This window comes from Streptomyces sp. NPDC058985, assembly GCF_042740985.1.
GTDB lineage: Bacteria > Actinomycetota > Actinomycetes > Streptomycetales > Streptomycetaceae > Streptomyces.
In genome coordinates this window covers 38,879-52,713 of the sequence record NZ_JBHYJX010000033.1, presented here as the reverse complement: position 1 = coordinate 52,713, position 13,835 = coordinate 38,879, and the positions used below count along the sequence as shown (strand labels likewise).

Sequence of the window (13,835 nt, the reverse complement as noted above, 5' to 3'; positions counted from 1 at the left end):
TGGAGGGGGCGCGGATCCCATGTGACCCGCGCCCCATTCCACCGCCCGTAAGGGGCGCAGCCTCACTGGTCCCGGTACATCTCCGCCACCAGGAACGCCAGGTCGAGCGACTGACTGCGGTTGAGCCGGGGGTCGCAGGCCGTCTCGTAGCGCTGATGCAGGTCGTCGACGAAGATCTCGTCGCCGCCGCCCACGCACTCGGTGACGTCGTCGCCGGTCAGCTCCACGTGGATGCCGCCCGGGTGGGTGCCGAGCGCCTTGTGGACCTCGAAGAAGCCCTTGACCTCGTCGAGCACGTCGTCGAAGCGGCGGGTCTTGTGCCCGGAGGCCGCCTCGTAGGTGTTGCCGTGCATCGGGTCGGTGATCCAGGCGACGGTCGCGCCCGAGGCGGTGACCTTCTCCACCAGCTCGGGGAGCCGGTCACGGATCTTGTCGGCGCCCATGCGGACGATGAAGGTCAGCCGGCCCGGCTCACGCTCCGGGTCGAGCCGCTCGATGTACTGGAGCGCCTCCTCGGCCGTCGTCGTGGGTCCGAGCTTGATGCCGATCGGGTTGCGGATCCGCGAGGCGAACTCGATGTGCGCGTGGTCCAGCTGCCGGGTGCGCTCGCCGATCCACACCATGTGCCCGGAGACGTCGTACAGCTGCCCCGTGCGGGAGTCGACCCGGGTGAGGGCCGACTCGTAGTCGAGCAGCAGCGCCTCGTGCGAGGAGAAGAACTCGACGGTCTTGAACTCCTCCGGGTCGGTGCCGCAGGCCCGCATGAAGTTCAGCGCGCTGTCGATCTCCCGGGCCAGCTGCTCGTAGCGCTGCCCGGACGGGGAGGACTTCACGAAGTCCTGGTTCCAGGCGTGCACCTGGCGCAGGTCGGCGTAGCCGCCGGTGGTGAAGGCGCGCACCAGGTTCAGCGTGGAGGCCGAGGCGTGGTACATGCGCTTGAGCCGCTCGGGGTCCGGGATCCGGGCCTCTTCGGTGAAGTCGAAGCCGTTGACCGAGTCGCCGCGGTAGGTCGGCAGGGTCACGCCGTCGCGGGTCTCGGTCGGCTTGGAGCGCGGCTTGGAGTACTGGCCGGCGATCCGGCCGACCTTCACCACGGGCACGGACGCGGCGTACGTGAGTACGGCGCCCATCTGGAGCAGGGTCTTCAGCTTGTTGCGGATGTGGTCCGCGGACACGCCGTCGAAGGCCTCGGCGCAGTCGCCGCCCTGGAGGAGGAACGCCTCTCCCTTGGCGACGGCCGCCATCCGGGCGCGCAGCTGGTCGCACTCGCCCGCGAAGACGAGCGGCGGATACGACTCGAGGTCCGCGATCACTGCGCGCAGAGCCTCGGTGTCGGGGTACTCGGGCTGCTGCGCCGCGGGCAGGTCTCGCCAGGTGTTGCCAGCGCTCGGGCTGGTCTTAGCGTTCACGGTCACCCCTCAACCCTACGGTGTCCGGACCCGCGCTCCGCGCCCCGGCTCGACAGATGAGACGGGACCCCGGTGGGGGTCTCGGCGACCGGGTTGGTACCCTCACGCGCCTTCGATGTTCTGATCAAGGTTCTGATCACGGACATCTCACGTACATGTCGAACGCGTATCGGGGTGGGGATTTGAGCGCGGAGCATCGCAGAGACCGCAAGAAGAAGAGACTGCTCGTCTACGGTGTCGCCTCGGCGGTGGCCGTCGCCGCCACGGCCGGCACGCTGGCCCTGGCCTCACCCGGTTTCCTGGGCGCGGACACCGCCCGGGCCGCGGCGGCTCCGGGCGCCCGGCTGCAGAGCGAGTTCCGGCAGGCCGCGGAGGAGTTCGACGTCCCGCAGAGCGTGCTCATGGCGGTCTCGTACCGGCAGACGCGCTGGGAGGACCACGACGGGCTGCCGAGCACCACCGGCGCGTACAACGTGATGGGACTCACCGACGTCGATCCGGAGGACCTGGAGGACGGCGGCTCCGCCGAGGAGCGCGAGCACCGGCTCGAGCACATGAACCGCAGCGGCGACCCGGTGGTCGAGAAGAACTTCGACGCCGACAAGGCGCTCAAGAGCCTCGACGAGCAGCCCGTCGACACCGAAGACCCCCGGCTGCACACCCTGGACGAGGCGGCCGGCCTCATCGACGCGCCGGCCGCAGAGGTGCGGAGCGACGCCGGCGAGAGCATCCGGGCGGGTGCCGCGCTGCTGGCCAAGTACCAGAAGGACGCGACCGGTTCGCTGCCCGAGGACCCGGGCGCCTGGTACCCGGCCGTAGCCCGCGCCAGCCAGGCCCCGGACCACAAGGGCGCGCGGCTCTTCGCGCAGCGCGTCTTCGACTCGATCAAGACCGGTGAGAAGCGGGTCACCGCCGACGGCCAGTCCCTCACCCTGCCGGCCGCCCCGGCGGTGGAGCCGAAGAGGACGGCCGACCTCGAGCTCGCCGCGGCCTCCGCCGCACCGGCCCCCGAGTGCCCGTCCGGCCTGAACTGCGACTTCCGTCCCGCCGCCTACAAGCAGAACGGCGGCATCGACGACTGGGGCAACTACAACGTCGCGAGCCGCCCCACGGCCGGCCACGAGATCACCTCGATCGTGATCCACGACACCGAGGGCAGTTACAGCAGCGCGCTCGGCGTCTTCCAGAACTCCCTGTCGTACGCCAGCGCCCACTACCTGATCCGCGCCTCCGACGGTCTGGTCACCCAGATGGTCGAGAACAAGAACGAGGCGTGGCACGCGGCCAACAAGACCCTCAACATGCACTCGATCGGCGTGGAGCACGAGGGCTACGCGATCAAGGACGGCAGCTGGTACACGGAGCCGCAGTACGAGTCCTCGGCCGCGCTGGTGAAGTACCTGGCCGGCAAGTACGACATCCCGCTGGACCGTGAGCACATCATCGGCCACGACGAGGTGCCGGGCGTCCTGGACGGCAACGTGAAGTCGCAGCACTGGGACCCGGGCCCGTTCTGGGACTGGAACCACTACATGGATCTGATGGGCGCCCCCACCGGCGCCGAGGGCCCGGGCGGCCCGTACCGGGCCGGCCAGGTGGTCCGCGTCGTTCCGCCGTTCACCACGGCGAACCAGCCGAAGATCACCAACGGCGGCTCCGCGGTCCCCGGGCAGCCGGCGAACTTCACGTACCTGTACTCCTCGCCGTCCACCTCCTCGGCCACGCTGACCGACCCGTACCTGGGCAGCCAGACCTGGACCGAGGGCTGGAACTGGGCCAACAAGGTCCTGGCCGGCGGCGAGTTCGTGGTCGCCGAGGCCCGGCAGGACTGGACGGCCATCTGGTACGGCGGCAAGAAGGCCTGGTTCCACAACCGGGGCGGCCAGTTCGCCACCTCCGTCGGTACACCGGACGTCGTCACGCCCAAGGCGGGGGCCGGCTCCGTCCCGGTGTACGGGCGCGCCTACCCCGAGGACAGCGCGTACGCGGGCACCGGAGTGCCGGTCCAGAGCAAGAACAACGAGTCGCTGACGAAGTACGGCGTCCTGGCCGGGCAGAAGTACGCGCCGGCCGGCGGGGCCCTTAAGGGCTCGTACTACAACAGCGGCAACATCGACGGCTCGGGCGAGGGTTCGCGCACGGTGGTCGTGGGCGACACCACGTACTACCCGATCCGCTACAACCACCGCATCGGCTACGTCCGCACGGCCGACGTCCAGCTGGTCAAGGGCACCGCGCCCGACCCCGGCACCGACCGGTACGACATCCTCGGCCGGGACGCCTCGGGCGTGCTGTGGCAGTACCAGGGCACCGGCGGCGCCACCGCCCCGTTCTTCGGCCGCTTCCGCGTCGGCGGCGGCTGGAACGCCTACGACGCGGTGACGACGCTCACGGCGCTGCGCGCCGACGGCACCGGCGACGCGGTGGCCCGCGACAAGAGCGGGGTCCTCTGGTACTACAAGGGCAGCGGCGACCTGACGGAGCCGTTCCAGAAGCGCACCCGGGTCGGCGGCGGCTGGTCGGTGTACGACACGATCACCGGCGCCCGGGACCTCACGGGTGACGGCAGGGCCGACCTGGTCGCCCGGGACAAGAGCGGCGTCCTCTGGCTCTACCAGGGCACCGGTGACGCCGCGAAGCCCTTCGAGAGCCGGTCCAGGATCGGCGGCGGGTGGTCCGTCTTCAACGCGCTGGCCGACACCGGCGACCTCACGGGTGACGGCCGGGCCGACCTGGTCGCCCGCGACAAGGGCGGGGTGCTCTGGCTCTACCGGGGCACCGGCGACGCCGCGAAGCCCTTCGAGGCCATGAGCAGGGTCGGCGGCGGCTGGTCCGTCTACGACGTGCTGCGCGGCCCCAGCGACCTGAACCGCGACGGGGTGCCCGACCTGGTCGCCCGGGGCAAGGACGGCGTCCTCTGGTTCTACCAGGGCACCGGCAACGCCGCGAAGCCCTTCGAGGGCCGGTCCAGGATCGGCGGCGGGTGGAACACGTACGACATGATCGTCTGACGTGGCGGGCGGCGCCGCGGTCGTCCCGTGTCCCGGGATGTGCCGCGGCGCCGCGCGCGGATGCAGTAGGGTCTGCGGCATGTTCGCGCACTCGATCCAGAACTGGTGGTGGACCGCTCATCCGGCGGCCCGCTGACTGCGCGTGACGTAAGACTCGCGAAGGCCGCCCGAGGGGCGGCCTTCGGTGTTTCCGCGACCGGGGTCCGTTCCTCTCTCCGACGAACCGAGAAGGACACGGACTCATGACACCGCTCGACGGCCTCCTGGCCGACTCCCGCCCGTTCGCCCTGCTCCGCCGCCGCACCCCGGGCCACGATCACGACACCGTGGAACTGCTGCTCGGCCCGGTGACCGAGCGCGACAGACTCGCCGGCCTGCCCGACGAGGGACTGGCGCTCGTCCCGTTCCGGCAGATCCGCGAGCGCGGCTTCGACGTCCGCGACGACGGCACGCCGCTGCTCGTGCTGACCCCCGAGGAGCGGCACGACATCCCGCTCGCCGAGGCCCTGGACCGGCTCCCCGCGCACGAGGTCCACGTCGAGGGCGGCGGTTTCGACGTCGGCGACGAGGAGTACGCGGAGATCGTCGGCCGGGTGCTGGAGGAGGAGATCGGGGCCGGCGAGGGCGCCAACTTCGTGATCCGGCGGACGTACGGGGGCCGTGTCGCGGGGTTCGGGCGGGCCGACGCGCTGGCGCTGTTCCGGCGGCTGCTGGAGGGTGAGCGGGGCGCGTACTGGACGTTCGTCGTGCACACCGGGGACCGCACGCTGGTGGGGGCCAGCCCCGAGGTGCACGTGCGGATGTCCGGCGGCACGGTCGTCATGAACCCGATCAGCGGGACGTACCGCTACCCCGCCGGGGGACCCACGCCCGAGCACCTGCTCCGCTTCCTCGCCGACGGCAAGGAGATCGAGGAGCTGTCGATGGTCGTCGACGAGGAGCTGAAGATGATGTGCACCGTCGGCGACATGGGGGGTGTGGTCGTCGGGCCGCGGCTGAAGGAGATGGCGCACCTCGCGCACACCGAGTACGAGCTGCGCGGCCGTTCCTCGCTGGACGCGCGGGAGGTGCTGAAGGAGACGATGTTCGCGGCGACGGTCACCGGCTCTCCGGTGCAGAACGCCTGCCGGGTCATCTCGCGGCACGAGGCCGGGGGGCGCGGCTACTACGCGGGGGCGCTGGCGCTGCTGGGGCGTGATTCCGGCGGCGCCCAGACCCTCGACTCCCCCATCCTGATCCGTACCGCCGACATCGACGCCGACGGGCGGCTGCGGGTGCCGGTCGGCGCCACGCTGGTGCGCGGCTCGGACCCGGCGGGCGAGGTCGCGGAGACCCACGCCAAGGCTGCCGGGGTACTGGCGGCCCTCGGCGTACGCCCGTCCCGGCCGCGTGCGGAGGCGGGCCGGCCGAGGCTGGCCGACGACCCCAGGGTGCGGGCGGCTCTGGACGGGCGCCGGGCCTCGCTGGCCCCGTTCTGGCTGCGGATGCAGGAACCGGCCGACGCGCTCGCCGGGCACGCCCTGGTCGTCGACGGCGAGGACACCTTCACGGCGATGCTCGCGCATGTGCTGCGCTCGTCGGGGCTCGCGGTGAGCGTACGGCGGTACGACGAACCGGGGCTGCGCGAGGCGGTGCTCGGGCACGAGGGGCCGGTGGTCCTGGGGCCGGGGCCCGGTGACCCGTCGGACCCCGACGACCCGAAGATGCGCTTCCTGCGCGCCCTGACCGCCGAGGTGGTCCGGGACCACCGGCACGGTGTCCTCGGCGTCTGCCTCGGGCACGAGCTGATCGCGGCGGAGCTGGGTCTGGACCTCGTCCGCAAGGAGGTGCCGTACCAGGGGGCGCAGACGGAGATCGACCTCTTCGGGCGGCGCGAGACGGTCGGCTTCTACAACAGCTTCACCGCGCACTGCGACGACGCGACGGCCGCCGAGCTGGCCGCGCACGGCATCGGGGTGAGCCGCGCCGCGAACGGCGAGGTGCACGCGCTGCGCGGGCCGGGCTTCGCCGGGGTCCAGTTCCACCCCGAGTCGGTGCTGACGCTGAACGGCGCCGCGATCGTGCGGGAGCTGGCCGGTCAGCTGCGCGGGACCAGCACGTTCTCCGAGCGGCGGCCCTCCCGGTAGTCGAGCACGTTGCGCGCCGTCGCGTCGACGATCTGGCCGACGGCGTCCTCGGTGTAGTACGCCTGGTGCGAGGTGACCAGGACGTTCGGAAAGGTGACGAGGCGGGCCAGGGTGTCGTCCTCAAGGGGTTCCAGCGACTTGTCGAGGAAGAACAGGCCCGCCTCCGCCTCGTAGACGTCCAGGCCCACGCCCGCGAGACGGCCGGCGCGCAGCTCGCCGACGAGCGCGGCGGTGTCGATCAGGCCGCCGCGGCTGGAGTTGACCAGGATCGCGTCGTCGCGCATCGACTTGAGGGCGGCCGCGTCGATCAGGTGCCGGGTCTCGGCCACCAGCGGGACGTGGAGGGTGATCAGGTCGGACCGGGCGAGCAGCTCGTCCTTCGGGACGTAGCGCATGCCGAGTTCCGCGCAGGCGGGGTTCTCGGCGACGTCCCAGCCGAGCAGGCGCATGCCGAATCCGTGGGCGATCCGGGCGAAGGCCTCGCCGATCTTGCCGGTGCCGACGACACCGGCGGTGCGGCCGTGCATGTCCCGGCCCATCAGGCCGTGCAGGCGGAAGTCGAAGTCGCGGGTGCGGGTGGAGGCGCGGACGATCCGGCGGTTGACGGCCATGGCCAGCGCCCAGGCGAATTCGGCGACCGAGTACGGCGAGTAGTACGACACCCTCGCCACGGTCAGGCCGAGCCGCTCGGCGGTGTCCAGGTCGATGTTGTTGAAGCCGGTGGAGCGCTGGGCCACCATCCGGGTGCCGCCGGCCGCGAGGATCTCCAGGACGCCCTCGCCGAGGTCGGCGTTGACGGACGTCGAGATGATCTCGTGGCCGGCCGCGATGGGGGCGGTGTCCTCGTTGAGGAAGACGTCCAGGCAACGGACCTCCTCGGCGTCGCGGAAGGCCCGCTCGATCAGGGGCTGCTCGTCGGCCTGGACGCCGAAGGCCAGGATCTCCATGACCGCTCCCCTTCCGGTGGACTCCGGGCCGAATATACGACTTGCCGCCCGGAGTCGCCGGTCAGCCGGTCGTACAGTCGGCCGGTCAGCCGGTCAGCTGATCAGCCGAAGAAGACGCCCACCTCCTCGTACAGCCTGGGGTCGACGGTCTTCAGGCGGACCGTGGCGTCGGCGATCGGGACGCGGACGATGTCCGTGCCGCGCAGGGCGACCATCTTGCCGAAGTCGCCGTCGCGCACGCAGTCGATGGCGTGCAGCCCGAAACGGGTGGCGAGCCAGCGGTCGAAGGCGCTGGGCGTGCCACCGCGCTGGACGTGGCCGAGGACGGTGGTGCGGGCCTCGTTGCCGGTGCGCTTCTCGATCTGTTTGGCCAGCCATTCGCCGACTCCGGACAGCCGGACGTGGCCGTAGGAGTCGAGCGACTCGTCCTTGAGCACCATGTCGCCGTCGCGCGGCATCGCGCCCTCGGCGACGACCACGATCGGGGCGTAGGACGCCCGGAACCGGGAGGTCACCCAGGCGCACACCTGCTCGACGTCGAAGCGCTGCTCGGGGATGAGGATGACGTTGGCGCCGCCGGCCAGGCCCGAGTGCAGGGCGATCCAGCCGGCGTGCCGGCCCATGACCTCGACGACGAGGACCCGCATGTGGGACTCGGCGGTGGTGTGCAGCCGGTCGATGGCCTCCGTGGCGATGCCGACCGCGGTGTCGAAGCCGAAGGTGTAGTCGGTGGCGGACAGGTCGTTGTCGATGGTCTTGGGAACGCCGACGCAGGGCACGCCGTACTCGTCGGCGAGCCGGGTGGCGACACCGAGGGTGTCCTCGCCGCCGATGACGACGAGCGCCTCCACGTCGAGCTTCGCCAGGTTCTCCTTGATGCGCCGGATGCCCTGCTCCTGCTGGAGCGGATTGGTGCGCGAGGAACCGAGGATGGTGCCGCCGCGGGGCAGGATGCCGCGGACGGCCGGGATGTCGAGGCGGACGGTGTCGCCCTCCAGGGGGCCGCGCCAGCCGTCCCGGAAGCCGGTGAACTCGTAGCCGTACTCCTGGACTCCCTTGCGGACGATGGCCCTGATGACGGCGTTGAGCCCGGGGCAGTCGCCGCCTCCGGTCAGTACTCCGACCTTCATCGCACAACCCCTTTGGGAGGGTGAGTGGTTGGGGCCACTGTCCCGCGTGGGGTCAGGCGTCGTCCAGACCGCGTTCTATCGCGTACCGCACCAGCTCGACCCGGTTGTGCAGCTGGAGCTTGCCCAGGGTGTTCTGGACGTGGTTCTGCACGGTGCGGTGGGAGATCACGAGGCGCTCGGCGATCTGCTTGTAGCTCAGGCCCTTGGCGACCAGGCGCAGCACCTCGGTCTCCCGGTCGGTGAGCCGGGGCGCCCCGGGTTCACCGGCGTCCGCGGCGGGGGCGGGTTCGGAGGCGAGGCGGCGGTACTCGCCGAGGACCAGGCCGGCCAGTCCCGGCGTGAACACCGGGTCGCCGACGGCCGTACGGCGCACCGCGTCCTGCAACTCCTCGGTGGACGCCGACTTCAGCAGGTAGCCGGTCGCGCCGGACTTCACCGCCTCCAGCACGTCGGCGTGCTCCCCGCTCGCCGAGAGGACGAGGACGCGCAGCCTCGGGTCGGCGCCGACGACCTCCTTGCAGACCTGGACGCCGGGCTTGCCGGGCAGGTTGAGGTCGAGGACGAGGACCTCGGGCGCGGCGGCCCGGGCGCGGCGCACCGCCTGGTCCCCGTCGCCCGCGGTGGCGACCACGTCGAAGCCGGACTCGGCCAGGTCCCGGGCGACCGCGTCGCGCCACATCGGGTGGTCGTCGACCACCATGACCTTGATCGGTTCCCGTCGTTCACTCATGGTCCGCTGCCTTCCCCCGGGCGGCGCCGCCGCCGGTTTCCTTCGGTGCCCTCAGTTCGACCTCCGTGCCCTGGCCGGGCACCGAGATCAGTTCGGCCGTGCCGCCGAGGTCGCGCAGCCGGCCCCGGATCGACAGGGCGACCCCGAGCCGCCCCTCGCCCTCGGCCTCGGCGAGCCGCCCGTCCGGGATGCCCGGTCCCTCGTCGCGGACGGTGACGATCACCTCGTCGGGCTCGTCCTCGACCAGGATCCAGGCCCGCGCCCGCTCGCCGACGTGCACGCGTACGTTGTCCAGGGCGGCCCCCACGGCCGCCGCCAGCTCCCGCGCCGCGGCCGGGGCCAGCGGGACGGGCGCGCCCGGCTCGGCCAGGTGCACGAGGGAGCCGGCGTACGGGGCGAGCAGGGTCCGCAGGTCGACGGGGCCGTCCGGGTCCGCCGGATCCGGTTCCTCCACCGCCCGGACGACCGCGCCCTCGGCGGTGTCCTCGGAGACGCGGGAGACCGGCACCAGGCCGCCGGAGACCAGGGTGCGCAGCGCCACCTCCTGCTCACCGGCCATCCGGCCCAGCTCGGCCGCCTCGCCGCCGATGACGGCGCCGCGCCGCTGCACCATGGCCAGCACCTGGAGGACGCTGTCGTGGATGTCCCGCGCGAGCCGTTCGCGTTCCCTGGTGGCCGCCTCGATCTCCAGGGCGCGGGCGAGGGTGCGCTCGGAGGCGCGGGCGACCTCGACGACGTAGCCGATGGCGATGGAGGCGACCCAGACGAGGATCACGTTGTGCACGGTGTCGCGGGCCGGGGTGCCGCGTTCGACCAGGTTGGCGACGGCGACCAGGGTGGAGGCGACGGCCGCCCAGCGCCAGCCGCCCTTGATGGCGAAGGCCAGGACGGACCCGGCGGTCCATATCGACGGCAGGGTGGGGCCGCCGTCCATGACCCGCTCGTGGGCGTCGGCGAGGGGCGTCAGCAGGATGCCGGTGACGGCGATGGTGAGGTCGGCGGCGAGGAAGCGCTTGGTGCAGCTCGCGGCGCCCGCGACCTTCGGCAGGGTGGCGAGGGTCCAGACGAACAGGAGGGCGTAGTAGGCGACGGCGAGCCAGGGGCGGGTGAAGCCGGAGTAGGCGGTGGCGAAGAAGCCGATCGCGTACAGCATGGTCAGCACGCGGTAGCCGGCGAGCGCGCGCCACAGCGGCTGTTCGACCGACATCCGCATGACTCTCTCGCGCCTGGCCATGTCCCCCCTCCCCCTCCCCCGGGATACCGGTCTCCGGGGCTACGACCCGGTCGGGTCCTTCTCGGCAGTCTCGGCCTTGTCGGCCTTGCCGGCCTTGTCGTCCTTCCCGGCCTTTTCGTCCTTCTCGGCCTTCTCCGCCTGGGCGAGTGCGGCCTTCGCCGCCTTGCCCGCCTCCTTCTCGGCCTTGGCCGCGTCCGCGATCTGCCGCTTCATCGCGGTCGCGTACATGTCGACGTACTCCTGGCCGGAGAGCTTCATGATCTCGTACATGACCTCGTCGGTCACCGCGCGGAGCACGAAGCGGTCGTGCTCCATGCCCTGGTAGCGGGAGAAGTCCAGGGGCCGGCCGATGCGGATGCCGGGCCGCATCAGCTTCGGCACCACCTGGCCGGGCGGCTGGATCTTCTCGGTGTCGATCATGGCGACCGGGATCACGGGCGCGCCGGTGGCCAGCGCGACGCGCGCGAGCCCGCCCGGCTTGCCCCGGTAGAGGCGGCCGTCGGGCGAGCGCGTGCCCTCGGGGTAGATGCCGAACAGCTCACCGCGCTCCAGGACCTCTATGCCGCTGCGGATGGCGGCCTCGCCGGCGCCGCGCACGCCGGAGCGGTCCACCGGGAGCTGGCCGACGCCCTTGAAGAACGCGGCGGTGAGCCGTCCCTTGACGCCGGGGGTGTTGAAGTACTCGGCCTTGGCGATGAAGGTCACCTTGCGGTCGAGGACGGCGGGCAGGAAGAACGAGTCGGAGAACGACAGGTGGTTGCTCGCCAGAATGGCGGGGCCGTCGGCCGGGATGTGCTCCAGGCCCTCCACCCAGGGCCGGAAGGCGAGCTTCAGCGAACCCCCGACGGTGACCTTCATCGCGCCGTACAACAACCGATTGCCTCCTGTGTCTGTGGGTCAGACTCTATCCCGGGGCACCGTCAATGGCCCCGACGGCCCTGGTCGGTGTCAGTGCGGTCGCGTACGGTGAAGTACCCGCAAGTATCTGACGACAGGAGACCGAGACGTGTCGGTCCTGCCCGGAGCCGAGCCGTTCCGCCACGAGGGCGGGGAGACCGGCGTCCTCCTCTGTCACGGCTTCACCGGTTCCCCGCAGTCGCTGCGCCCCTGGGCGCGGTATCTCGCCGCCCGCGACCTGACCGTCGCGCTGCCCCTGCTGCCCGGGCACGGCACCCGCTGGCAGGACATGCAGGTCACCGGCTGGCAGGACTGGTACGCGGAGGTGGACCGCGAGCTGCGCGCCCTGCGCGAGCGCTGCGCGCGGGTCTTCGTGGCCGGCCTGTCGATGGGCGGCGCGCTGGCGCTGCGGCTCGCCGCCAAGCACGGGGACGCGGTCTTGGGCGTCATGGTCGTCAACCCGGCGAACCGGATGCACGGCGTGGCCCAGCACGCCCTGCCCCTCGTGCGCCATCTGCTGCCGGCGACGAAGGGCATCGCCAGCGACATCGCCAAGCCGCTCGGCTCGGAGCTGGGCTACGACAGGGTGCCGCTGCACGCGGCGCACTCGCTGCGCTCGTACTTCCGTCTCGCCGACGGCGACCTGCCGCAGGTGACGCAGCCGCTGCTGTTGCTGCGCAGCCCGCAGGACCACGTGGTGCCGCCGGCCGACTCGGCGCGGATCCTCGGCCGGGTGTCCTCCACGGACGTGACGGAGGTCCTGCTGGAACAGAGCTACCACGTGGCGACGTTGGACCACGATGCGGACCGGATCTTCGCGGAGAGCGTCGCGTTCATCGGCCGGCTCGCGCCCGGTTCCGTCAGGGAGCCGGAGCCCGGCATCGGCAAGGAAGGGACGGCCGCAGGTGGCTGAGCACGACTCCGACCGCGAGGACCGCGAGGAGCGGGAGCGGGAGCACCCCGAGGGGCGGGAGCGCGCGGCGGACCGCGGGCCCGAGGAGCAGGGCGGCGTGCCCCTCGACGAGGACGCCGCCTGGGCCGCGATCGTCGCCGGGTACGGGGACGAGCCCCCGGACCCGCCGGGCGCGAAGCCGTTCAAGTCGGTCGAGGACCTGGCGCTCCTGGAGCCCGAGACGAACGACGAGAAGCCCGCGCCGGACCAGCCGTCCTCGGCCCGGCCGCTGGGCAGCTCCGTCGCGTTCGCGCCCGGCGTCGGTCCCCGCGACCACACGCCGGCCGAGCCGTCCGACGACGACTTCGACGAGGACGACGAGGGCCACTTCGTGCCGCCCGAGCCGCCGCCGCTGCCCGAGGCGGACCCCACCGCGAAGTTCGCCTGGCTGGGCGTGCTCGGCGGGCCCGTGCTGCTCCTGCTGGCGGTGCTGTTCGGCTGGGACATGACCTGGTGGCTGACGACCCTCAGCATCGGCGGTTTCCTCGGCGGCTTCGCCACGCTGGTCATGCGGATGCGGACGGACGACGAGGACGACGACGATCCCGGGCGGGGCGCGGTGGTCTAGGGTCTGTCGACGCTCGGCCGGCGCCCGGGCTCAGCGGCGCCCGGGCTCAGGGCGTCGCGGGTACGCGGAGGGCGGTCAGGACCGGGAGGTGGTCCGTGGCCGCCCTCAGGTCCGCCTCGGCCACCCCGGCCAGTCCCAGCGGCACGCCGCAGCCCAGCACCTCGACGCCCTCGGTGACGAAGACGGCGTCGATGCGGCGGTCGGGCGCCGTGGGTGTGAACGTGTACTCGCCGCCCCAGGGCGCGGCGGTCCAGCAGTCCCGCAGGCCGTCGCCGAGGCGCCGGAAGGTGCGGCCGCCGGGGCGCTCGTTGAGGTCGCCGCCCGCGACCGCGTGCGGGACGTCCAGGGCGGCCAGCCGGTCGAGGAGCAGGCCCGCCTGCTCGTGGCGCTCCTCCGCCTCCAGGGAGAGGTGGCAGCTCAGGACACCGAGGCGGGCGCCGCCGAACCGGACCACGGCGGTGGCGAGGCCCCGCCGGTGCCGGCCGGGGGTGAGCGGGAGCAGCACGTCCTCGGTGCGCTCGACGGTGGCCCGCAGGGAGCACAGCAGCGCGGGGCCGGCCGCGGGGGCGCCACCGGAGAGCAGCACCAGGCCGGAGGCGTCGGCGAGCCGGGTGAGCTTCTTGCGCCACCGGAAGAAGCGGGGGGCCTCCTGGAGGAGGACGAGGTCGGGGGCGCAGGCGGTGATGACGCGGGCGAGGGCGTCGGTGTCGTCGCGCATCGAGCGGATGTTGTAGCTGAGGACGCGGAGGACGGCGGAACCGTCTGGTTCGGTACGGGAGTTGGGGAGCGGGGGGAGGGATGTCGCCATGCGGTCAATTTACGGGACCGCGG

At 72.3% G+C, this 13,835-nt stretch carries 12 protein-coding genes; 5 read left to right on the top strand and 7 right to left on the bottom strand.

Translation table 11 applies throughout. The features are described from left to right. Window positions 1–62 precede the first annotated feature (62 nt). Window positions 63–1,415, bottom strand: a complete 1,353-nt coding sequence (locus tag ACFW01_RS25830; protein ID WP_234953784.1) for a class II 3-deoxy-7-phosphoheptulonate synthase — start codon at window positions 1,413–1,415, stop codon at window positions 63–65. Window positions 1,416–1,591: 176 nt separating this feature from the next. Here ACFW01_RS25830 and ACFW01_RS25825 point away from each other — a divergent pair, with 176 nt between their 5' ends. The 3 genes from ACFW01_RS25825 to ACFW01_RS25815 all read left to right on the top strand — a co-directional run bounded on the left by ACFW01_RS25825 (window position 1,592) and on the right by ACFW01_RS25815 (window position 6,546). Beyond that, a complete protein-coding gene (locus ACFW01_RS25825) occupies window positions 1,592–4,420 on the top strand; it encodes an N-acetylmuramoyl-L-alanine amidase (RefSeq protein WP_384507058.1) in 2,829 nt (942 codons plus the stop codon). 37 nt (window positions 4,421–4,457) lie between these two features. Beyond that, a complete protein-coding gene (locus tag ACFW01_RS25820; protein WP_384507125.1) occupies window positions 4,458–4,556 on the top strand; it encodes a trp operon leader peptide in 99 nt (32 codons plus the stop codon). A gap of 106 nt (window positions 4,557–4,662) precedes the next feature. Further along, the gene (locus ACFW01_RS25815) at window positions 4,663–6,546 is read left to right on the top strand and encodes an anthranilate synthase family protein (protein ID WP_384507055.1); all 1,884 of its coding nucleotides are present in this window, start codon (window positions 4,663–4,665) and stop codon (window positions 6,544–6,546) included. Here the strand turns inward: ACFW01_RS25815 and ACFW01_RS25810 are convergent. The 5 genes from ACFW01_RS25810 to ACFW01_RS25790 form a co-directional block, all read right to left on the bottom strand. Then, window positions 6,498–7,493: a 2-hydroxyacid dehydrogenase gene (locus tag ACFW01_RS25810; RefSeq protein ID WP_234953789.1), complete on the bottom strand. Its 996-nt coding sequence runs from the start codon at window positions 7,491–7,493 to the stop codon at window positions 6,498–6,500. The two genes, ACFW01_RS25815 and ACFW01_RS25810, sit on opposite strands and share 49 nt — an antisense overlap. Before the next feature lie 101 nt (window positions 7,494–7,594). After that, window positions 7,595–8,623 carry a 6-phosphofructokinase gene (locus tag ACFW01_RS25805; RefSeq protein WP_384507050.1) on the bottom strand — a complete coding sequence of 343 codons (1,029 nt, stop codon included), beginning with the start codon at window positions 8,621–8,623 and terminating at the stop codon, window positions 7,595–7,597. Window positions 8,624–8,675: 52 nt separating this feature from the next. Further along, complete coding sequence (locus ACFW01_RS25800) at window positions 8,676–9,353, bottom strand: response regulator (protein ID WP_384507047.1); 678 nt, start codon at window positions 9,351–9,353, stop codon at window positions 8,676–8,678. Further along, window positions 9,346–10,587, bottom strand: coding sequence for a MacS family sensor histidine kinase (gene macS / locus ACFW01_RS25795; RefSeq protein WP_234953793.1), 1,242 nt, complete (start codon window positions 10,585–10,587; stop codon window positions 9,346–9,348). Before macS ends, ACFW01_RS25800 begins: the two co-directional genes overlap by 8 nt. Before the next feature lie 39 nt (window positions 10,588–10,626). After that, window positions 10,627–11,445 (bottom strand): lysophospholipid acyltransferase family protein, encoded by an 819-nt coding sequence (locus tag ACFW01_RS25790; protein ID WP_384507122.1) that lies wholly within the window; start codon window positions 11,443–11,445, stop codon window positions 10,627–10,629. A 148-nt stretch (window positions 11,446–11,593) separates the two neighbouring features. Here ACFW01_RS25790 and ACFW01_RS25785 point away from each other — a divergent pair, with 148 nt between their 5' ends. Further along, window positions 11,594–12,397 (top strand): alpha/beta hydrolase, encoded by an 804-nt coding sequence (locus ACFW01_RS25785; protein ID WP_384507043.1) that lies wholly within the window; start codon window positions 11,594–11,596, stop codon window positions 12,395–12,397. Next, a complete protein-coding gene (locus ACFW01_RS25780; RefSeq protein WP_234953796.1) occupies window positions 12,390–13,004 on the top strand; it encodes a hypothetical protein in 615 nt (204 codons plus the stop codon). The genes ACFW01_RS25785 and ACFW01_RS25780 overlap by 8 nt, the downstream gene beginning before the upstream one ends. 46 nt (window positions 13,005–13,050) lie before the next feature. Here the strand turns inward: ACFW01_RS25780 and ACFW01_RS25775 are convergent, their stop codons facing one another. Next, complete coding sequence (locus ACFW01_RS25775; RefSeq protein ID WP_234953798.1) at window positions 13,051–13,812, bottom strand: endonuclease/exonuclease/phosphatase family protein; 762 nt, start codon at window positions 13,810–13,812, stop codon at window positions 13,051–13,053. Window positions 13,813–13,835 lie beyond the last annotated feature (23 nt).

Coding starts and splice junctions, on each gene's coding strand:
- ACFW01_RS25820 (WP_384507125.1), top strand. CDS start 4,458: ATGTGCCGCGGCGCCGCGCGCGGATGCAGTAGGGTCTGCGGCATGTTC.
- ACFW01_RS25815 (WP_384507055.1), top strand. CDS start 4,663: ATGACACCGCTCGACGGCCTCCTGGCCGACTCCCGCCCGTTCGCCCTG.
- ACFW01_RS25810 (WP_234953789.1), bottom strand. CDS start 7,493: ATGGAGATCCTGGCCTTCGGCGTCCAGGCCGACGAGCAGCCCCTGATC.
- ACFW01_RS25805 (WP_384507050.1), bottom strand. CDS start 8,623: ATGAAGGTCGGAGTACTGACCGGAGGCGGCGACTGCCCCGGGCTCAAC.
- ACFW01_RS25800 (WP_384507047.1), bottom strand. CDS start 9,353: ATGAGTGAACGACGGGAACCGATCAAGGTCATGGTGGTCGACGACCAC.
- macS (WP_234953793.1), bottom strand. CDS start 10,587: ATGGCCAGGCGCGAGAGAGTCATGCGGATGTCGGTCGAACAGCCGCTG.
- ACFW01_RS25790 (WP_384507122.1), bottom strand. CDS start 11,445: ATGAAGGTCACCGTCGGGGGTTCGCTGAAGCTCGCCTTCCGGCCCTGG.
- ACFW01_RS25775 (WP_234953798.1), bottom strand. CDS start 13,812: ATGGCGACATCCCTCCCCCCGCTCCCCAACTCCCGTACCGAACCAGAC.